This window comes from Mesorhizobium sp. AR10 (assembly GCF_024746795.1).
In the GTDB taxonomy this organism is placed as follows: domain Bacteria; phylum Pseudomonadota; class Alphaproteobacteria; order Rhizobiales; family Rhizobiaceae; genus Mesorhizobium.
The window spans coordinates 3351309-3369326 of sequence record NZ_CP080524.1 but is presented as its reverse complement, the minus strand read 5'-3'; the positions used below and the strand labels follow the sequence as shown (position 1 = coordinate 3369326).

Genomic DNA, 18018 nt, shown 5'->3' with positions numbered 1-18018 from the left:
GCATGCATAATTCAAATTATCAATTTTTGACCATGGGTCATAAAAATCTTATGACTGCTTCGCGAACCTCAAAGTTGCCGCCGCTGGACTGGCTGCGCAGTTTCGAGGCTGCCGCACGGCTGTTGAATTTCACCGCCGCTGCCGCCGAGCTCGGCCTGACACAGGCGGCCATCAGCCAGCACGTCCGTTCATTGGAAGACCGGCTCAGGCAGCCGCTGTTCATCCGCCTGGCGCGCGGCGTCGAACTGACGCCGGAAGGTGCCGCCTATCTGCCGCACCTGCAATCGGCCTTCGCCGTGATCGGCAACAGCACGCGGGAATTGTTCGAACCGAGGACGATCCAGAGCGTGACGATACGCTCACCGATTTCGTTTGCCGTGCTGATGATCGCGCCGATCCTTCCTGAAATGGCGAAGAGCCTGCCCTTTGTCCAATTGCAGATCGAGACCATCCACACGCCGGCCGACTATGGCGAGCGCTCCGGCGTGCTCGACATCCGCTTCGGCAACGGCTCCTTCGCCGGCCGCCAGGCCGATCGCCTCACCAGGGAAACGTTGATCCCGATGGCGGCGCCCAGCCTCGCCAAAGCCCCGGATTGGACGCAGCTCCCAATGCTGACCGTCGTCGGCGCGCGTGAAATGTGGGGCGAATGGTTCGCCGCCGCACGGATGACACCGGCGATCGGACCGACGCATAAATTCGACAGTTTCGTCACCGCGCTGGAGGCGGCAAAGCACGGCGCCGGCATGGTGCTTGGCTCACGCCCGCTCGCCGATGCGGCGCTGAACGATGGATCCCTCGTGACGTTGTCCGATTTTGCCCTGTCGAGCGGCGCCGGCCATTATCTGACAGCACCTTCGGGCGCCCATCTCAGTCGCGCGGAAGACGATGTCCGCCACTGGTTCGCGACCGTGTTCGGCCGTCGTATGAATGATCGCCCGCCGCACTGACCCCGGCAGGGCCAGTCTCCTCGATTTTCCCGATAAGCCCCTGAAAACGCGCCAAACTATTTGACGACGTGACGCGGCGCATGTTTTGCCGCGATACTGCCCAACGCCGGACGTCAGGTTGCGGCAGGTCCCGCTCGTCCCAAGCGGCCACAAAAAATTGCGGAGGAAATTTGATGCTCGACAAGGCCCCGAACAAGAAGCTTTCCGACCTGCTCGACCACTTCGGCGCAGCCCTTGCCGCCGGCGACATCGACAAGGCGGTCGCGTGTTTTCAGGAGGATTGCTACTGGCGCGACCTGGTGACCTTCACCTGGAACATCAAGACCATGGAAGGCCGCGACCAGGTGCGCGCCATGTTGATGAGCCAACTGGCGAAGACGAAACCTTCGAACTGGGGGATCGCCAAGGGTGAGGATGCCACTGAAACCGATGGCCTGCTCGAAGGCTGGATCAGCTTCGAAACAGAGGTAGCACGCGGCTTCGGCCACATCAGGTTGAAGGACGGCAAGATCTGGACGCTGCTGACCACTATGGTCGAGCTGAAAGGCCATGAGGAGCCGGCCGGCTTCGACCGCCCGCTCGGCGCCAAGCACGGCCATGGCAAGAACCGGCCCACCTGGAAGGAGGAGCGCGAGAAGGAAGCCGCCGAACTCGGTTTCACGCGCCAGCCCTACACAGTCATCATTGGCGGCGGACAGGGCGGCATCGCGCTCGGCGCCCGGCTGCGGCAGCTCGGCGTGCCGACCATCATCATCGAAAAGAACGAGCGCGCCGGCGACAGCTGGCGCAAGCGCTACAAGTCGCTCTGCCTGCATGACCCGGTCTGGTACGACCATCTGCCCTATATCGACTTCCCTCGGAACTGGCCGGTCTTTTCGCCCAAGGACAAGATCGGCGACTGGCTGGAAATGTACACCAAGGTCATGGAGCTGAACTACTGGTCCTCGACCGAGGCCACCAGCGCCACCTATGATGACAAGAAGAAGGAATGGACGGTCGTCGTGCGCCGTGACGGCAAGGACATCGTCCTGAAGCCCAAGCAGTTGGTGCTGGCCACCGGACAATCCGGCAAGGCCAACATGCCGAAATTCAAAGGCATGGAAACCTTCAAGGGCGACCAACACCATTCCTCGAAACATCCCGGCCCCGACGCCTATGTCGGGAAAAAGGCCGTCGTCATCGGCTCGAACAATTCCGCCCACGACATAGCAGCAGCCCTTTGGGAGGCCGGCGCCGATGTCACCATGGTGCAGCGCTCGACCACCCATATTTCGAGATCCGACACGCTGATGGAAATCGGTCTGAGTTCGCTCTATTCGGAAAAGGCGGTCCAGAGCGGCATGACCACTGCCAAGGCCGACCTGATCTTCGCTTCGCTGCCCTACAAGATCCTGCACGAATTCCAGATCCCGGCCTACGCCGAGATGAAGAAGCGCGATGCCGAGTTCTACAAGGGTCTGGAGAAGGCCGGCTTTATGCTCGACTGGGGCGACGACGAGTCCGGCCTGTTCATGAAATATCTCAGGCGCGGTTCTGGCTACTACATCGATGTCGGCGCATCCGACCTGATCATCGATGGCTCGATCAAGCTGAAGAGCGGCGCCGAGGTGAAGGAGATCAAGCAACATTCGGTCCTGCTCAGCGACGGGTCGGAACTGCCGGCGGATCTCATCGTCTACGCCACCGGCTACGGCTCGATGAATGGCTGGGCGGCCGACCTGATCTCCAGGGACGTCGCCGACAAGGTCGGAAAATGCTGGGGCCTCGGCTCCAACACCACCAAGGATCCCGGGCCGTGGGAAGGCGAACTGCGCAACATGTGGAAGCCGACGCAGCAGGAGGCGCTGTGGTTCCACGGCGGCAATCTGCATCAGTCACGCCATTATTCGCAGTTCCTGTCGCTGCAGTTGAAGGCGCGGCACCAAGGCATTGCGACACCGGTCTACGGGCTGCAGCAGGTCCATCACAAGAGTTAGCAAAAGCGGATCGTCACCGAAGCTGGCCGATGCGCTTCCAGTAGAGAAGCGTGCCGGTCAGCCCGCCATGCGGCTTCAACGCAAAGTCCGGTATTTCGCCGGCCAGGTTGAATCCCAATCTTTCGTAAAGGCCGGATGCCCCGTCCTCGGTCGCGGTGTCGAGAACCAGCAGCGTGCGACCTTTCTCGACGGCGAGGTCTTCGGCGGCCCGCATCAGACGCGTGGCGACGCCCCTGCCGCGATGATCGACGCGGGTCATCAGCTTGGCGATCTCGGCCCGGTGCGGCTGGTTGGGAGGGAAGTCGAGCAGCAAGGTGACTGTGCCGACCAGGACCGCGCCATCCCATGCGCCCAGCACCGCTCTTTCGCCTCTTGCTGCCGCCATCAGCGAGTTGTTCCAGAAGGCCCCCGCCGCTTGCCGGGACAACGGATGCATGAAGCTGACCGATCCGCCGGCCGCGACCGTCTCGATCAGCATGTCGACCAGCATCGCATGCGTCCCGGCATCACGAGTCAGACCTTTGATTTCGATGGAACTCATGGGTGGTATGTCCCTTGCGGGTCAGTCCAGACGACGGACGCGGCGTCGCTTTCGTGTTGCCTTGATCGCGGCAATGCGATCGGTGTCCTTAGGCTGCAGATGCAGCCCGCGCTCCAGGATTTCGAGTGTGTACTCCTCATAGGTCAGGCCTAGCCGCTCGGCCCTTTCCATCCGTATCAGCATCACGTCGCGGCTCGGCGCCTTCCACGCCTTGGCGTGCGCGGCCTGCCAGGCAAGAAAAATATAGGGATCGCCCTTGCCCCATGGTGGCCCCTTGTAGTCGTCGATCGGCGGCCCCCCATTGTCGGAGCGCTTGGGACGGCGTGCCATGCTTTCAGCCCCTGACCAGCGCGACCAGATAGTCGGCGGCGCCCGGTCCGACAGCATGGAAGGTGCAATCCGACGGGGCACCGAGCGCCAGGCAGTCGCCGGGCCCCAGACTGTGCACGACATCGCCCTCGGTGAATTCAAGCCGCCCGGAGATCAGCCACATCTGCTGTTTGATGAAGGCGTAGGATGCTGCCGGAAAACTCACTTTGGCTCCCGCCGGCAACTGCACCCTGACCAGTTCGAGCGGCATGTCGCAGACCGGCGAAAGATGCCGCCGGACATAGCCCGTGCCGGGATCGCGCCAGATCGGCTGGTCGCCTTCGCGAAGCAGGCCACCGCCTTGCAGTTCCGCCCGCGCGATCAGGGTGGAAAGCGTCATGCCGAAGGCCGCCGCAATACGCACGAGGAGGGCCGCGGTCGGGCTCGTCTTGCCGCGCTCTATGGTGCTCAGCATGGCCTTCGACACATCGGACCGGTCCGCTAGCTCCGCCAGGGACCAGTCCCGCAAAGCCCTTTCGGAGCGTATTCTCCTGCCGATGGTGGAGGAAATATCGTTCGCTATATCGATCATAAATTTAATATACTGGAAAATCGGCTATGGGAAAGAGGCTGGTCGAGTCAATTTTCGCGGTTAGCTTAATGCCCCCTACACCATCCGACCTCACGCCACCTTAACCCCGTCTGTGTAGGGTCGATGCTTCAGGGAATGGGGATCGGCTATCCATGTTTGTCGAACGCGAAGCCTCCGTCGGAGAACCGACATCGCAGGAGCGCCGCCACGCGGAGCAGAACGACAAGCGCATCCTGGGCAATGTCGTTCAATGCGACGGCGCGCGCGCCACCATCAGCGCCTACGCCGACGATATCGAAGGCGCGATCACCGGCCTGTGGACGGTCGGCAAGATGATCTCCATCAATCTCGGCACCTCGCGAACCGTCGGCCTGGTCTATGAGATCGGCAAGTCGGATCGCGCCTGGAGCAATGAGGGCCAGAACCCGATCGAGGTCAGCGTCGAGCTCATCGGCGAGGTCCGCGACGGCGCCGAGCCCGGCGCCAAACCGGTTTTCGACCGCGGCATCACCACCTATCCGCATATCGGCGCCATCGCCCACCGCATCCGCAGCCGCGACCTCCAGGCGGTCTACGATCTCGCCGGGCGTCATTCGATCACCATCGGCACCCTCTCGCAGGATGATGCGATCGACGCCAACATCGCCATCGACGACACGCTGGCGCGCCATTTCGCCGTTGTCGGCACCACCGGCGTCGGCAAATCCACCGCCGTCTCGCTGCTTCTGCGCAAGTCGATCGCCGCCCGACCGGATTTGCGCGTCCTCATTCTCGATCCGCACAACGAGTTTGCCGCGTCGCTGCCCGAATATTGCGTCCGGGTCGATTCGACGACGCTGGACCTGCCCTTCTGGATGTTCAGGCTCGAGGAATTCGCCGAAGTGCTGTTCCGCGGCCGCGAGACCGTGCCGGAGGAAGTCGATGCCTTGCGCGATCTTATCCCGGCCGCCAAGAATCTGTATCGCAATCCGAATTCGGGCACCTACCTTAGGCGCGGCAGCGACGCGCTGACCGCGGACACGCCGGTGCCCTACCGCATGGTCGATCTCATCAAGCAGATCGACGAGCGCATGGGGCTGCTGGAAAGCAAGAATGACCGCCCTATCCTCAAATCGCTGAAGACGCGCATCGAATCGGCGGCTTCCGATCCGCGCTACCGCTTCATGTTCAACTCGCGCCTGATCGAGGACACGATCCACGAGACGATCGGCAATATTTTCCGCGTGCCGCATCACGGCCGCCCGGTAACCTGCTTCGAGATGGCCGGCATGCCGTCCGAAGTGGTCAATTCGGTCTGTTCGGTGCTTGCGCGCCTTGCCTTCGATCTCGCTCTGTGGAGCGACGGGCGGCTAAAGCTGCTGCTGCTGTGCGAGGAGGCGCACCGCTATATGCCTGCCGATGCGCGCCTCGGCTTCGCGCCGACCAGGCATGCGCTGTCGCGGATCGCCAAGGAAGGCCGCAAATACGGCTGCTATCTCGGCGTCGTTACCCAGCGTCCGGGTGAACTCGACCCGACCATCCTGTCGCAGTGTTCGACCTTCTTTGCCATGCGCCTCGCCAACGAGCAGGACCAGGCGATCATTCGCTCGGCGATCGCCGATTCCTCGGCCTCGACGCTGGCCTTCCTGTCTTCCATGGGCCAGCGCGAAGCCATCGCCTTCGGCGAAGGCGTGGCAACGACCATGCGGCTGAAATTCGAAAAACTGTCCGCCGAACTGATCCCCGGCGCTGGCAACCGCGATCAAGCCTTGGCATCCGAAACCGGCGACGATGTCGATCTCGCCGCGATCGTCGAACGGTTGCGCAACGTGCCGAAGGCGCAGCAGGCGATGGCCTTCGCCGAAGTCGTGGATTCAGGCCGGCAGGCCGGCGATCCCGACTACCGCAAACCGCCGGTGCCGCGCATCCAGCCGGACGACGATTTCGACATGCGCTACGGCCTCAAGCCCGCAACCTTCGGCCTGCGCCCGCAGAACGATTGAGCCGGCGGCCTGACGTCATTCCACCGACCGATTGAAAAGCCGCGTCACATCAAATGGCTCTGCTTCGTCGGCCCGCTTGGGTAAATCCCATCAGAAAATTCGTCAGGCTGAGTCGGTTGGTGTCGACTTCGAGAACCGGAGCGGAGCGGACTTTTAGGTCCGTGAGCACCGGAAGCGCAGAAGCCGGCATCAAACGGCCAGCATCACGAATTTGATGGCGGGATTTCAGGCGGAGATGCGGTTTCGACCTTGTCTCTTGGCTTCGTAAAGCTGGCGGTCGGCACGGCGATAAAAATCCTCCGCCGTTTCCTTGCGATCCCAGACGGCCAGGCCGACACTGGTGGTGACCTTCAGGCGGACATTGCCCGACAGCACCGACATGTTTGCAACCGCCTTGCGGATACGCTCGGCGAATTTGGCCAGGAGCTCGGCGTCCATATTGGGCGTGACCACCGCGAACTCCTCGCCCCCGAGCCGTGCCACCACATCGTGATAGCGCGTCATGCCCTTGAGACAACTGGCGACGGCTCTCAACACCTCGTCGCCCACATCGTGGCCATGCGTGTCGTTGACCTGCTTGAAGTGGTCGAGGTCGAGGATCATCAGCCCCACGGGCTTCTCGATGCGTCGGAATTCCTCGAGATATTCCTTCAGCGCATCGTCGAAATAGCGCCGGTTCTGCATGCCGGTCAGGCCGTCGGTCAGTGCTGCGTGTTCCAGCGTCTCCGAACGAGCGCTGAGCGAAACCGTCATCGCCCGCAGCTTGCCCTCTTCCGCCGCTTGCCTGCGGATCATGGGGTAGATGAAGAAAATGCCAAAGAACAGCGCAGTCGCCAGAAGCACACCAGTCGCCAGCAACAGCTTGGTGAGATAGGCGATCTCGTTGGCCTTCGAAGGCGTATGGGCCTCGTCGGCAAAGGCTTGCAGAAGTCCATAGGCGTGAAGCGTCACCAGCCCCGCGGCCAGGATCACAAAGATAAAGACGAAAAATGCGGATTCCGCCTTGTGGAAACGCATTTGCTCCCCGCTAGAAAAGTGCCCACAGACGTTATCGCATGCAGGGCCTTACGGAGGGTTAATTTGGACAACCCCGACGGGAAATCTCCATTTAATATCAACTTTTAAGATTGTCCTGGAGATACGGGCTCAGATGGCGGTTTCGATATCGTCACCGGGTAGCAATCGGTGCCATTCCGGACCCAACTGGTGCCTGAACCAGGTCGCTTGCCGCTTGGCATATTGCCGCGTCGCGATCTTGGCGCGCTCGATGGCTTCGGGAAAACTCATGTCCCCGGCCATCGCGGCCTGCAGTTCGCGAACGCCGATCGCCTTCATGGCCGGCAATTCAGGATCGAGGCCAAGAGCGGCAAGCCGCTCGACCTCATCCAGCGCACCCCGGTCGAGCATGCGATCGAACCGCACCTCGATCCGTTCCACCAGCGCCGCCCGGTCCGGCTCGATCACCAGGAAATGTGCGCTGGTGCGGTCGATCAGTGGCAGGCCGCGCGCCACCTGCCATTCCAGGATGGAGCGGCCCGACGCGTCGAGCACTTCAAGCGCCCGCACGATGCGCTGACTGTCGGTCGGCTTCAGCAACATGGCAACCGCGGAATCCTCGCGCAGCAGGATGCTGTGCAGCTTGGCCGACCCTTGCTCCTTGAGCTCGTAGCGCCAGCGGTCGCGGATCGATTGCGGAATGTCAGGCATTTCCGAAATGCCTTCCGCAAGTGCCCGGAAATACAGCCCGGTGCCACCAACGAAAATCACTGGCCGACCGGAAAGCGTGCCGTCGTCGAGCAGCTTCATCACGTCGCGCAGCCAGGCGCCGGTGGAATACGCGGTGGACGGATGGACGTGGCCGTAGAGAAAGTGCGGCGCACGGGCGAGTTCGGCGGCACTAGGCCGCGCCGTCAGCACGTCGAGCACCGAATAGCCCTGCATGGAATCGGTGTTGACGATGACGCCGCCCTTGCGCTCGGCGAGATCGAGCGCAAGCGCCGACTTGCCGCTGGCGGTCGGCCCGGCTATCAGGATCGCGTTCTTCACGCGGCCCTCGCCCGCCTGCTCGCCGGAATTTTCGATGCCCCCGATTTCCACACGCTTGATTGCCACGCTTGTGTCCCATCCCGCCGGCCGCGCACTGACGGCCTCGCTAGCGAATATGGCGTCACGGTCGGTTGGCGCAAGCGCTGTTCGCTGGCTGGCCGAAGGCATCGCCTGCGATCTCGTCCTGCCCGAGGCGGCCAAAGCCGCTGAAACGATCGCCGGTCTGCGCGCGGCACTGGCTTCCGAACCCATCGATGTTGTCGTTCAGCAGTCTGACGGAAGGCGAAAGAAGATCCTCATCGCCGACATGGATTCGACGATGATCGACCAGGAGTGCATCGACGAACTCGCCGACGAGATCGGCGTCAAGGATCACGTCGCCGCCATCACGGCGCGATCGATGAATGGCGAGATCGCTTTCGAGCCGGCGTTGCGCGAACGGGTAGCGCTGCTGAAAGGTCTCGACGCCGCCGTGGTCGACCGCATCATCGCCAACCGGTTGACCCTGGCTTCCGGCGGTCGCGCCCTAGTCCAGACGATGCGCGCCAACGGCGCCTGGACGGCACTGGTGTCCGGTGGCTTCGACGTCTTCACCGCCCGCATCGCCGCCTTGCTCGGCTTTCAGGAGAACCGCGCCAACCGCCTGATCGAGGAGAACGGCCGTTTCGCCGGGCTGGTCGCCGAGCCGATCCTCGGCCGTGCCGCCAAGGCCGATGCGCTGATCGAGATTTCCGCTCGCCTGGATCTCACGCCCGCCGACGCCATCGCCGTCGGCGACGGCGCCAACGACCTCGACATGATTCGGCTGGCCGGTATGGGCGTCGCACTGCATGCCAAGCCCACTGTCGCAGCGGAGGCCAAGGTCCGCATCGACCACAGCGACCTGACCGCGCTGCTTTACCTGCAGGGCTACAGCCGCGAGGAATTCGTCTTGTGAGACCTCTTAAGAATTCGCTCCGGCGAGACGGGAGACGTGGCTGTCGAGAACCGGAGCGGAGCGGACATTTGGTCCGTGAGCACCGGAAGCGCAGAACGCCGCGTCAGATGTCCGTCGGAGTAGAATTATCAAGAGGTCTCGAATGAAGCCGATCCGCACCGAACGTTTGATCCTGCGCAATTGGGAAGACCGCGACCGCGAGCTTTTCCATCGCATCAATTCCGACGAGCGCGTCATGGAATTCTTTCCATTTCGCCGCGACCGTGCTGCGGCGGACGCCAAAATGGACGAGTTCCGCACCTGGATCGCGCAGGATGGCTACGGTTTCGCCGCCGCCGAGATCATTGAAACGCGCCAGTGCATCGGCTTCGTCGGCCTCTTGGATACCGACCACATGCCCTTCCTGCCGGCCGGCACCATCGAGATCGGCTGGCGGCTGGCGCCCGAATTCTGGGGAAAAGGCTATGTCACCGAGGCAGCCGAGGCCTGGCTTGCCTACGGCTTCGAAACGCTTGGCCTCGAGAAAATCGTGTCCTTCGCCGTCGAGGCCAATCGCCGCTCCACTGCCGTCATGGAGCGCCTCGGCATGACCGCCGATCCAACCAGCGACTTCGACCATCCCGACATTCCCGACAGCCGCCCCGACCTGAAGCGTCACGTCTTCTACAGGCTTTCGCGCGAGGACTGGCAGGAAAGAAAAAAGGCGGCCGAATAGCCGCCTTTTTCATATCAGAATCAGAGCGCTACAGGCTCTTCCGGATTCAATCCATCCGGATCGTGACAAACCGCAACTCGCCGGTCTTCGACGCCAGCATCAAGAGCGCGTTCTTGCGCCCCTGCTCCTTCAAGGCACCGATACGGTCCATGACGTCCTTGGGCGTGGCGACCGATTCCTGCGCGATCTCAGTGATCACCTCGCCGGCCTGGATGCCACGTTCGGCCGCGGCGGAATCCTTGGTGACGTCGGTGATGACGACGCCGGAGACATCGGCTGCGATTCCGAATTTCGTCCGCGTCTCATCGTTGAGTTCGCCGACCGTCATGCCGAGCACCGAAGCCGTCGAAACGGCAGGCGCCTTGTCGCCATCGTCCTGGTCGGTGTTGCCGCCGTCTTCGCCACCGGCAAGCTTTTCGCCGTCCTCGAGCCGGCCGAGCGTCACCTTCACGGTCTGCTCGACGCCCTTGCGCACGATGACCACGTCCACCGCCTTGCCGACCGTGCTTTCCGCAACGACGCGCGGCAGATCGCGCATCTCATGGATGTCCTTGCCATCGAACTTGATGATGACGTCGCCGGCCAGGATGGTGCCGTTGTCGACAGGTCCGCCCTTGATGACACCGGCGACCAACGCGCCCTTGGCGGTCGCCATGCCGAGGCTTTCGGCAATGTCTTCGGTCACCGGCTGGATGCGCACGCCAAGCCAGCCGCGCCGCGTCTCGCCGAACTGGCGAAGCTGGTCGACGACACCAGAGGCAAGCTGCGCGGGGATCGAGAAGCCGATGCCGATCGAGCCGCCTGACGGCGAGATGATCGCCGTGTTGATGCCGATGACCTCGCCTGAGCTGTTGAACAGCGGTCCGCCGGAATTGCCGCGATTGATCGCGGCATCGGTCTGGATGAAGTCGTCATAGGGACCGGAATTGATGTCGCGGTTGCGGGCCGAAACGATGCCGACCGTCACCGTGCCGCCGAGGCCGAACGGATTGCCGATCGCCATCACCCAGTCGCCGACACGCATCTTGCTGGAATCGCCGAATTTAACCGCCGTCAGCTTGTGCCCCTTCGGGTCGACCTTCAGCACCGCAACATCGGTCTTGGTGTCGGTGCCGACCAGCGTCGCCTTGAGCGTCACACCGTCGGAAAAATTCACCTCGATGTCGTCGGCATCGGCGATAACGTGGTTGTTGGTCACCACGATGCCTTGCTCGGCGTCGACCACGAAGCCGGAGCCCAGCGACTGCACTTTCTGCGCGCCATTGTCCTTGTCGCCGCCACGGTTCTTGAAGAACTCGTCAAAGAAATCCTGGAAGGGCGAACCCTCAGGAAGCTGCGGCATCGGCACCGCGCCCGGACCTTCCGTACCCTTCACCGTCTGCGACGTCGAGATGTTGACCACCGCGCCGAGCAGGCCCTCGGCGAGGTCGGCGACCGAAGCCGGCCCGTCCGCGGCCACCGTCGGCGTCACGAAGGAGGGGACGGCAACGGCGCCGACGAAAAGTGCCGCAGCGCCGGCGATGAACGTCCGCCTCACTGCGCACAGAAGAGTGTTGGATGTCATCGAGAGGCCTCCCGGTGTTTCTGTAAGGAAAAGCGCTTCGGCGAAACGCCGCGTCGCGCCATGTTGGCAAAAAATACGGCACGTTTGCGGCTATGGCTACCGGCAGAGGATAAATCCTCCATTACGGCAGGATTACAAACCGCCACCGTCAACCGCGCACCAGCCAGACAATGCCGACGCCGATGGCGATCGCACCCAGCCCGGCAATCCGCAGCGCATTCTCCGGCATCGACAGCACTTCGCCGGCAAGTTTCTTGGCAAGCGCCGGAAACCCGCCATACACCAGGCCCTCGATGACGAGGACCAGGCCTATTGCGGCGAAGAAATCCTGCACCGGCCTTTACTGGCCGGTGCTGGGTGCAGCAGGGGCTGCCTGCGGCGCCGTTGGCTCCGCCGGTGCTTCCTTGCCATCGGGGTCGCGGAAGAAGCGGAAGAACTCCGAGTTTGGCGACAACACCATCGTCGTCCCGGTATTGTCCAGCGCCGTGCCATAGGCATTCATCGACCTGTAGAAATCGAAGAAGGCCGGATCGCGTTTGTAGGCATCGGCGAAGGTCGCGCTGCGCTGGGCTTCGCCCTCGCCGCGCAGGATTTCCGATTCCTTCCGCGCCTCGGCGACGATTTCCACCACTTCGCGGTCGGCGCGAGCCTTGATGCGCTGCGCCGCTTCGTTGCCTCGCGCCCGCAGCCGCTCGGCTTCGGCCAGACGTTCGGCCTTCATGCGGTCAAAGGTCTGCTGCGAAACTTCTGCCGTCAGGTCGGTCCGGCGGATGCGCACATCTTCGATCTGCAGGCCAAGCGAGGTGGCGTCGGGCCTGAGCTGATCGCGCACTTCGCGCATCATCACGGCACGCTCTTCCGAGAGCGCCGCTTCGAAGTCGCGCAGACCGTAGACACGGCGAAGCGCCGCATCGAGACGCGTCCTCAACCGAGCCTCGGCCAGTTCGATCTGACCGGACACGGCGGAGCGGAACACGCGCGGATCCGAGATGCGATAGGCGATGAAAGCATCGACCTCGTAGAACTTGCCGCCCGAAACCTGGACGCGGATGTTGTCGAGATCGAAGCGCAGCACCCTGTTTTCGATCAATTGCACGCTGTCGGCATCGAAGAAGGCGAACGGCGCCTTGAAATAAATGCCGGGTTCATTCTTGACGTCGACGATCTCGCCGAACCGCAGCACGAGCGCCTGCTGGCGCGCATTGACCACGAAGACCGACGAATAGAGCAGGAACAGGAGGACTGCGGCGACGACAGCGATGATGGGGAGACGGTTGGCCATTACTGGTTTCCTCCCAGGACCGGCGGTGGCGCTGGCGCCTTCTGCTGCAGTGCCGGTAGCGGCAGATAGGGAACGACCCCTTGCCCGTTGCCCTGTTCGACAATAACTTTGTTGGAGTCTTTCAGGACCTTCTCCATTGTTTCCAGATAGAGGCGCTTGCGCGTCACATCAGGCGCCTTGGCGTATTCGTCATAGACCGAGATGAAGCGCTGCGCCTCGCCTGCGGCCTCCTGCACGACACGGTTCTTGTAGGCGGCCGCATCTTCGCGGACCTGTGCAGCCTCGCCGCGCGCCTGGCCGAGTTTCTGGTTGGAATACTGGTTGGCCTGCTCGACGAACTTGTCCTCGTCCTGTTCGGCACGCTGCACTTCGTCGAACGCATCGGCCACTTCACGCGGCGGAGCGGCATCCTCGATCGAAATGGCGTTGACGTTCAGGCCGGCCTTGTAGCCGTCCAGCGTCGTCTGGATGATTTCACGCACCGACGCCGCAATACCCTGGCGATCGTCGCGGAAGATGTCCTGGGCCGGTCGCCGGCCGACTGCTTCGCGCATGGCGCTTTCGGCGACCTGCCGCAGCATGCCGTCGGGATCGGAGACGTCGAACAGATAGGCTCTCGGATCGGAAACCTGGTAGGCCACCGAGAACTGCACATTGACGATGTTCTGGTCGCCCGAAAGCATCAGACCTTCGCCGCTGGTGTTGCCACCACCGATATCGACGAGCTGCTCGGCGATGTTGGCAGTCTCGACCGTTTCGATCGGCCACCAATGGAAATGCAGGCCAGGCTGCGAAAGTTCGGCCTTTGGTTTGCCGAAACGCAATTCCACCGCAACCTCGTCGGGCTGCACGGTGTAGACCGCCTTGAACGCCCACAGCACGACCAATGCGGCCGCGATCAGTGCAAAGACGGCGGGGCTGGCGCCGCCACCGCCCGGCAGCGCGCGCCGGAGCCTGTCCTGGCCGCGCCGGATGATGTCTTCGAGATCGGGAGGCGAGCCTGGCGGGCCACTGGGGCCCTTTGGTCCCTGCCCCCAGGGTCCTTGATTGCCGCCGCCACCCCATGGGCCGCCGCCACCGCCGCTCTTGTCGTTCCAGGGCATGAATGTCCTTTCGCTTGGAATTCCCTCGGCGCCGGCCAAGCGGCGCAAAATCCAATGTTGTTCTTCTATAGGGATGCCACGGCGCGCTTTCAACGCGATCCGCTACCGACAGCGTCCGATTTGGATCGGTCGCGACCCTTTATCGCCTCTCAATGCACGTCGCGGCGCCGTTCGTAAACCGAATAGCGCGTCGCGTGGCTGTCCTTTTCACCGGCGGGAACGTCCTGCGAACCGACAAGGCGCCATGAATCCGGGTCGATCGGCGGGAAATGCGCGTCGCCGTCGACACTGGCAAGGACATGGGTGACATGCAGGCGGTCGGCCAGCGGCAGCGCCTGGGCGTAGATTTCGCCGCCGCCCACCACGCAGATTTCGTCGGCGCCGGCCATGCAGCGCCCGCGCACGTTCGCCAGCTTGATCGCCTCGTCGAGCGAATGCGCGATTTCGACGCCCTCGGCGCGCCAGGCCGTGTCGCGTGTCACCACGATGTTCAGCCTGCCCGGCAATGGCCGGCCGATGCCTTCATAGGTCTTGCGGCCCATGATGATGGGCTTGCCCATCGTGTCGGCCTTGAACCGCTTCAAATCCGTGGAAAGCCGCCACGGCAAGCCGCCATCGCGACCGATCACGCCGTTCTCGGCGATGGCAACATATATCGCGACGTCCATCAGCCACCATTCCTGCCATTGCCACTTTCCATCGCCACCGCATCGCCGGTGCCGAGTTCGGCGATCGAATCATTGGCCAACGCCGGCGCAGCCGAAAACGCCAGCGCTGCGGTCAGGACGGAACGAAACATGGAAGCTCCCTTGGCGAGAATGCCGGCACGACACTAGCCGTTTCAATATGGCGTTTCAAAGCCCCTTCCACGCCTCGCCGATGCTTGTGCACATGCCATGCTTGTCTGGACACGCCGGTTACGATCGGGCAGGAGTTCGGCCATGCGCAAGCTTCTCGTCATCGGCATCGGCGCCGGCAATCCCGACCACATGACGGTCCAGGCCATCGACTGTCTGAACCGCGCCGACGTTCTGTTCATTCCCGACAAGGGCAAGCAGAAGAACGACCTCGCTGAACTGCGCCGCCAGATCTGCGACCGCTTCGTCACCAATCCGAAATCGCGCCGTGTCGAATTCGACGTGCCGGTGCGCGCGGAGCCGGCGCCCTCCTACCGCCCGACCGTCGATGACTGGCACGAGGCGATCGCCGCCATTTATGAAAGCCTGATCCGCGACGAGCTTGCGGAAGATGGTTGCGGCGCCTTCCTGATCTGGGGCGATCCCTCGCTCTACGACAGCGCGCTACGCATCCTGGAGCGCGTGCGCCTGAGGGCCAATGTCGCGTTCGAGTTGGAGGTCATTCCCGGCATTACCGCCGTCCAGGCGCTGGCCGCCAGCCACAGCACGGCGCTCAACCGCATCGGCGATTCCATCCTGGTCACCACCGGCCGCCGCTTCCGCCAAGAAGGCATGCCGGACAATGCCGGCAGCGCCGTGGTAATGCTCGACGGCAAATGCGCCTTCAACACGCTGGACGACAAGGACCTGGTCATCCACTGGGGCGCCTATCTTGGCACGCCGGACGAGATCCTTATCTCCGGCCGCCTCGGCGATGTCGGTGCCGAGATTGAGAGGACCCGCGAAGAAGCCCGCCGAAAGAAGGGCTGGATCATGGATACGTACCTGCTGCGCAAGCCTGGCGAGCCGGACGGTGTTGATTGATAGCGCGGCCCGGCAGAGTAGAGTTTGCGTAGGCCTTTCAGGTAGGCCTTTCAGCCGGCGTCGATCTCCGCCTGCAGCGCCTCCATATGCGTCGCCGCCGCCGAAGTCGCCGCCCGTTCGATGGCGCGGAAGCGGCTGACCACGGCCAGCCCCACCGACGTCAATTGCGCACCGCCGCCCTTCCTGCCGCCGGTCTGGGCCGCGACCAGCGGCTTGCCGAACACCCGGTTCATGTCCTCTACCAGATCCCAGGCGTGCTTGTAGGACATCTCCATGCCGCGTGCCGCAGCCGAGATCGAGCCGAAGGCGGCGATCTGCTCGAGAAGCTCGATCTTGCCCGGCCCGATGCGCCCGTCCGGATCGAGGTTTATGCGCAAGCTCAGCGATGGCATTTCCTGTCCTCCGCAATCACATCAGATTAGCCCCTCTGCCGCCATAGCGCTATTCCAAAGCAACATAGCGATGTTGTCCTTTGGTCATCCATCCACCTCGGCTGGCAGGCCGGCAGCTGTATTTGCTCGGTCGAAGCTCACCGTCTTGACCACGGCAAAGACCTTTCGGCCGAGCCGCAATTTCAGCGTCTGCCGCGATTGCTCGGTGATGCGGGCCAGCACGGTCGCACCATTACAGTCGATGCCGACCTCGACAGCAGGCCCCTCGCCCGGGCTGATCGCGATGATCGTGCCCGGCAATATGTTGAGCGCGCTAAGGCCAGCAGGCTGCTCGGTGGCGATCATCACGTCACGGGCGCGGATGCGGATGCGCACCGGCGCCCCGACCGACATTGCCAGCCGCGGCACGCGGATCTCCCCGGCCAGCGAGCCAAGCACACTCATGCCGAAGGCTTCGTCGTGGCGCAGCACCTTGGTGTCCAGCACGGCACCGCCCTCGCCACGCTCTTCCGCCGGCAAAAGGTCGAGCCTTTGCATGATCGCCTCGGTCGGACCGGAAGCCGCGACATTGCCTTGCGCCAGCACCACCACGTCGCTCGCCAGACGCGCCACCTCGGCGATGGAATGGCTGACATAGACGATCGGAATCCTCGTCTCGTCGCGCAGCCGCTCGATATAGGGCAGGATCTCGGCTTTGCGCGCCTCGTCGAGCGAAGCCAGCGGCTCGTCCATCAGCAACAATTTCGGGCTGGCCAGCAGCGCCCGGCCGATCGCCACACGCTGCTTCTCGCCGCCGGAGAGCTTTGCCGGCCGGCGGTCGAGCAAATGACCGATTCCGAGCAACTCGACCATGGCATCCATATCCGCATAGCGTTCCGCGGTTGGCGTGAACCATCGGCCATAGCGCAGATTGCTGGCCACGCTCATATGCGGGAACAGCCGCGCATCCTGGAACACCATGCCGATCCGCCGCTTGTGCTTTGGCACGAACAGGCCGGCATCGGTATCGACCAGCACGCGGCCGTCGACCTGGACGCGCCCCTTGTCGGGCCGGATAAGCCCGGCAATCATGTTGATCAGCGTCGTCTTGCCGGAACCCGAAGGTCCGAACAGCGCGGTCAGCCGTCCGGCACTCTCGAAGCTGGCGTCGATGCCGAAATCGCCGAGGCGATGGCTGATGTCGATGAGAACGGTCATTCGATGTCCATCCGCCGCCCGACACGCCGCGCCAACACCTCCGACGCGACGAGTGCCGCCATCGAGATGACGATCGAGATCAGCGTCAGCCGGAGCGCCCCGGCGTCGCCGCCCGGCACCTGCGTGAAGGTATAGATCGCCGACGGCAGCGTCTGCGTCTCGTTCGGGATGTTGGAGACGAAGGTGATCGTCGCGCCGAACTCGCCCATCGCCTTGGCAAACGACAGGATGGCGCCGGCAATCAGGCCGGGCAGGATCAGCGGCAGGGTGATGGTGGCGAACACCCACAGCGGATTGGCGCCGAGCGTGCCGGCCGCCGCCTCCATCCTCCGGTCGACCGCTTCGATCGACAGCCGGATCGCCCGCACCATCAGGGGAAAGCCCATGATGCCACAGGCGAGTGCAGCACCTGTCCAGCGGAACGAAAAAACAATGCCGAAATGCTCGGCAAGGAAAGCGCCGGCCGGCCCACGCTTGCCGAAGGTCAGAAGGAGCAAATAGCCGGTCACTACCGGCGGCAGGATCAGTGGCAGATGCACCAGCCCGTTGAGCAGCGTCTTACCCCAGAATTGGCCACGGGCCAGCACCAGCGCGATCAATATGCCCGGCGGCAGGCTGAAAAGCATCGCCACCGTCGCCACCTTGATCGACAGCCGGACCGCATTCCATTCGTCGGGAGTGAGGTCCAGCAGCCAGTTCATGCGTCAGGCG

The 18018-nt window shown here is 63.1% G+C and carries 20 protein-coding genes; 6 read left to right on the top strand and 14 right to left on the bottom strand.

Translation table 11 applies throughout. From position 1 onward, the window contains the following. The first annotated feature begins 50 nt into the window (after nucleotides 1-50). Together LHFGNBLO_RS19755 and LHFGNBLO_RS19750 are read left to right on the top strand one after the other, a co-directional pair. Complete coding sequence (locus LHFGNBLO_RS19755; protein WP_258600922.1) at nucleotides 51-950, top strand: LysR family transcriptional regulator; 900 nt, start codon at nucleotides 51-53, stop codon at nucleotides 948-950. Nucleotides 951-1123: 173 nt separating this feature from the next. After that, the gene (locus LHFGNBLO_RS19750; RefSeq protein ID WP_258600921.1) at nucleotides 1124-2926 is read left to right on the top strand and encodes an NAD(P)/FAD-dependent oxidoreductase; all 1803 of its coding nucleotides are present in this window, start codon (nucleotides 1124-1126) and stop codon (nucleotides 2924-2926) included. A 13-nt stretch (nucleotides 2927-2939) separates the two neighbouring features. Here the strand turns inward: LHFGNBLO_RS19750 and LHFGNBLO_RS19745 are convergent, their stop codons facing one another. From LHFGNBLO_RS19745 to LHFGNBLO_RS19735, 3 genes are read right to left on the bottom strand one after another with little or no spacing between them, the layout of a single operon-like run. Beyond that, nucleotides 2940-3467, bottom strand: coding sequence for a GNAT family N-acetyltransferase (locus tag LHFGNBLO_RS19745; protein WP_258600920.1), 528 nt, complete (start codon nucleotides 3465-3467; stop codon nucleotides 2940-2942). 21 nt (nucleotides 3468-3488) lie between these two features. Continuing rightward, nucleotides 3489-3797 (bottom strand): hypothetical protein, encoded by a 309-nt coding sequence (locus tag LHFGNBLO_RS19740; protein WP_258600919.1) that lies wholly within the window; start codon nucleotides 3795-3797, stop codon nucleotides 3489-3491. A gap of 4 nt (nucleotides 3798-3801) precedes the next feature. Further along, the gene (locus tag LHFGNBLO_RS19735) at nucleotides 3802-4368 is read right to left on the bottom strand and encodes a helix-turn-helix domain-containing protein (RefSeq protein WP_258600917.1); all 567 of its coding nucleotides are present in this window, start codon (nucleotides 4366-4368) and stop codon (nucleotides 3802-3804) included. A gap of 152 nt (nucleotides 4369-4520) precedes the next feature. Here LHFGNBLO_RS19735 and LHFGNBLO_RS19730 point away from each other — a divergent pair, with 152 nt between their 5' ends. Continuing rightward, the gene (locus LHFGNBLO_RS19730; protein ID WP_258600916.1) at nucleotides 4521-6350 is read left to right on the top strand and encodes an ATP-binding protein; all 1830 of its coding nucleotides are present in this window, start codon (nucleotides 4521-4523) and stop codon (nucleotides 6348-6350) included. 225 nt (nucleotides 6351-6575) lie between these two features. Here the strand turns inward: LHFGNBLO_RS19730 and LHFGNBLO_RS19725 are convergent, their stop codons facing one another. Together LHFGNBLO_RS19725 and miaA are read right to left on the bottom strand one after the other, a co-directional pair. Further along, nucleotides 6576-7367: a GGDEF domain-containing protein gene (locus tag LHFGNBLO_RS19725; RefSeq protein WP_258600914.1), complete on the bottom strand. Its 792-nt coding sequence runs from the start codon at nucleotides 7365-7367 to the stop codon at nucleotides 6576-6578. Nucleotides 7368-7496: 129 nt separating this feature from the next. After that, nucleotides 7497-8441 carry a tRNA (adenosine(37)-N6)-dimethylallyltransferase MiaA gene (miaA, locus tag LHFGNBLO_RS19720; protein ID WP_258609824.1) on the bottom strand — a complete coding sequence of 315 codons (945 nt, stop codon included), beginning with the start codon at nucleotides 8439-8441 and terminating at the stop codon, nucleotides 7497-7499. A 70-nt stretch (nucleotides 8442-8511) separates the two neighbouring features. On the opposite strand from miaA, the gene serB reads away from it, so the two are divergent. Both serB and LHFGNBLO_RS19710 read left to right on the top strand, forming a co-directional pair. After that, nucleotides 8512-9333 (top strand): phosphoserine phosphatase SerB, encoded by an 822-nt coding sequence (gene serB / locus LHFGNBLO_RS19715; protein ID WP_413774723.1) that lies wholly within the window; start codon nucleotides 8512-8514, stop codon nucleotides 9331-9333. 142 nt (nucleotides 9334-9475) lie between these two features. Further along, a complete protein-coding gene (locus tag LHFGNBLO_RS19710) occupies nucleotides 9476-10048 on the top strand; it encodes a GNAT family N-acetyltransferase (protein WP_258600911.1) in 573 nt (190 codons plus the stop codon). Between the two features lie 46 nt (nucleotides 10049-10094). On the opposite strand, the gene LHFGNBLO_RS19705 is transcribed toward LHFGNBLO_RS19710, so the two are convergent. The 6 genes from LHFGNBLO_RS19705 to LHFGNBLO_RS19680 form a co-directional block, all read right to left on the bottom strand. Continuing rightward, the gene (locus LHFGNBLO_RS19705) at nucleotides 10095-11612 is read right to left on the bottom strand and encodes a DegQ family serine endoprotease (RefSeq protein WP_258600910.1); all 1518 of its coding nucleotides are present in this window, start codon (nucleotides 11610-11612) and stop codon (nucleotides 10095-10097) included. 148 nt (nucleotides 11613-11760) lie between these two features. Continuing rightward, nucleotides 11761-11946 (bottom strand): DUF2065 domain-containing protein, encoded by a 186-nt coding sequence (locus LHFGNBLO_RS19700; protein WP_258600909.1) that lies wholly within the window; start codon nucleotides 11944-11946, stop codon nucleotides 11761-11763. Between the two features lie 6 nt (nucleotides 11947-11952). After that, nucleotides 11953-12894, bottom strand: coding sequence for a protease modulator HflC (gene hflC, locus LHFGNBLO_RS19695; RefSeq protein WP_258600908.1), 942 nt, complete (start codon nucleotides 12892-12894; stop codon nucleotides 11953-11955). After that, entirely contained in the window at nucleotides 12894-13997 is a 1104-nt protein-coding gene (gene hflK / locus LHFGNBLO_RS19690) for an FtsH protease activity modulator HflK (RefSeq protein WP_258600907.1), read from the bottom strand. The genes hflC and hflK overlap by 1 nt, the downstream gene beginning before the upstream one ends. A gap of 149 nt (nucleotides 13998-14146) precedes the next feature. Beyond that, complete coding sequence (locus LHFGNBLO_RS19685; protein WP_258600906.1) at nucleotides 14147-14665, bottom strand: dihydrofolate reductase; 519 nt, start codon at nucleotides 14663-14665, stop codon at nucleotides 14147-14149. Further along, nucleotides 14665-14796 (bottom strand): hypothetical protein, encoded by a 132-nt coding sequence (locus tag LHFGNBLO_RS19680; protein WP_258600904.1) that lies wholly within the window; start codon nucleotides 14794-14796, stop codon nucleotides 14665-14667. Before LHFGNBLO_RS19680 ends, LHFGNBLO_RS19685 begins: the two co-directional genes overlap by 1 nt. A 142-nt stretch (nucleotides 14797-14938) precedes the next feature. On the opposite strand from LHFGNBLO_RS19680, the gene cobF reads away from it, so the two are divergent. Next, nucleotides 14939-15718: a precorrin-6A synthase (deacetylating) gene (cobF, locus tag LHFGNBLO_RS19675; RefSeq protein ID WP_258600903.1), complete on the top strand. Its 780-nt coding sequence runs from the start codon at nucleotides 14939-14941 to the stop codon at nucleotides 15716-15718. Nucleotides 15719-15768: 50 nt separating this feature from the next. Here the strand turns inward: cobF and LHFGNBLO_RS19670 are convergent, their stop codons facing one another. From LHFGNBLO_RS19670 to modB, 3 genes are all read right to left on the bottom strand, one after another. After that, a complete protein-coding gene (locus LHFGNBLO_RS19670; protein WP_258600902.1) occupies nucleotides 15769-16110 on the bottom strand; it encodes a winged helix-turn-helix domain-containing protein in 342 nt (113 codons plus the stop codon). A gap of 84 nt (nucleotides 16111-16194) precedes the next feature. Then, complete coding sequence (modC, locus tag LHFGNBLO_RS19665; RefSeq protein WP_258600901.1) at nucleotides 16195-17307, bottom strand: molybdenum ABC transporter ATP-binding protein; 1113 nt, start codon at nucleotides 17305-17307, stop codon at nucleotides 16195-16197. Then, nucleotides 17304-18008, bottom strand: coding sequence for a molybdate ABC transporter permease subunit (gene modB, locus LHFGNBLO_RS19660; protein ID WP_258600900.1), 705 nt, complete (start codon nucleotides 18006-18008; stop codon nucleotides 17304-17306). Before modB ends, modC begins: the two co-directional genes overlap by 4 nt. Nucleotides 18009-18018: the final 10 nt, after the last annotated feature.

Coding starts and splice junctions, on each gene's coding strand:
- hflC (WP_258600908.1), bottom strand. CDS start 12,894: ATGGCCAACCGTCTCCCCATCATCGCTGTCGTCGCCGCAGTCCTCCTG.
- LHFGNBLO_RS19725 (WP_258600914.1), bottom strand. CDS start 7,367: ATGCGTTTCCACAAGGCGGAATCCGCATTTTTCGTCTTTATCTTTGTG.
- cobF (WP_258600903.1), top strand. CDS start 14,939: ATGCGCAAGCTTCTCGTCATCGGCATCGGCGCCGGCAATCCCGACCAC.
- hflK (WP_258600907.1), bottom strand. CDS start 13,997: ATGCCCTGGAACGACAAGAGCGGCGGTGGCGGCGGCCCATGGGGTGGC.
- LHFGNBLO_RS19680 (WP_258600904.1), bottom strand. CDS start 14,796: ATGTTTCGTTCCGTCCTGACCGCAGCGCTGGCGTTTTCGGCTGCGCCG.
- LHFGNBLO_RS19670 (WP_258600902.1), bottom strand. CDS start 16,110: ATGCCATCGCTGAGCTTGCGCATAAACCTCGATCCGGACGGGCGCATC.
- LHFGNBLO_RS19730 (WP_258600916.1), top strand. CDS start 4,521: ATGTTTGTCGAACGCGAAGCCTCCGTCGGAGAACCGACATCGCAGGAG.
- LHFGNBLO_RS19745 (WP_258600920.1), bottom strand. CDS start 3,467: ATGAGTTCCATCGAAATCAAAGGTCTGACTCGTGATGCCGGGACGCAT.
- LHFGNBLO_RS19750 (WP_258600921.1), top strand. CDS start 1,124: ATGCTCGACAAGGCCCCGAACAAGAAGCTTTCCGACCTGCTCGACCAC.
- LHFGNBLO_RS19735 (WP_258600917.1), bottom strand. CDS start 4,368: ATGATCGATATAGCGAACGATATTTCCTCCACCATCGGCAGGAGAATA.
- modB (WP_258600900.1), bottom strand. CDS start 18,008: ATGAACTGGCTGCTGGACCTCACTCCCGACGAATGGAATGCGGTCCGG.
- LHFGNBLO_RS19705 (WP_258600910.1), bottom strand. CDS start 11,612: ATGACATCCAACACTCTTCTGTGCGCAGTGAGGCGGACGTTCATCGCC.
- LHFGNBLO_RS19755 (WP_258600922.1), top strand. CDS start 51: ATGACTGCTTCGCGAACCTCAAAGTTGCCGCCGCTGGACTGGCTGCGC.
- serB (WP_413774723.1), top strand. CDS start 8,512: ATGGCGTCACGGTCGGTTGGCGCAAGCGCTGTTCGCTGGCTGGCCGAA.
- modC (WP_258600901.1), bottom strand. CDS start 17,307: ATGACCGTTCTCATCGACATCAGCCATCGCCTCGGCGATTTCGGCATC.
- LHFGNBLO_RS19740 (WP_258600919.1), bottom strand. CDS start 3,797: ATGGCACGCCGTCCCAAGCGCTCCGACAATGGGGGGCCGCCGATCGAC.
- LHFGNBLO_RS19710 (WP_258600911.1), top strand. CDS start 9,476: ATGAAGCCGATCCGCACCGAACGTTTGATCCTGCGCAATTGGGAAGAC.
- LHFGNBLO_RS19685 (WP_258600906.1), bottom strand. CDS start 14,665: ATGGACGTCGCGATATATGTTGCCATCGCCGAGAACGGCGTGATCGGT.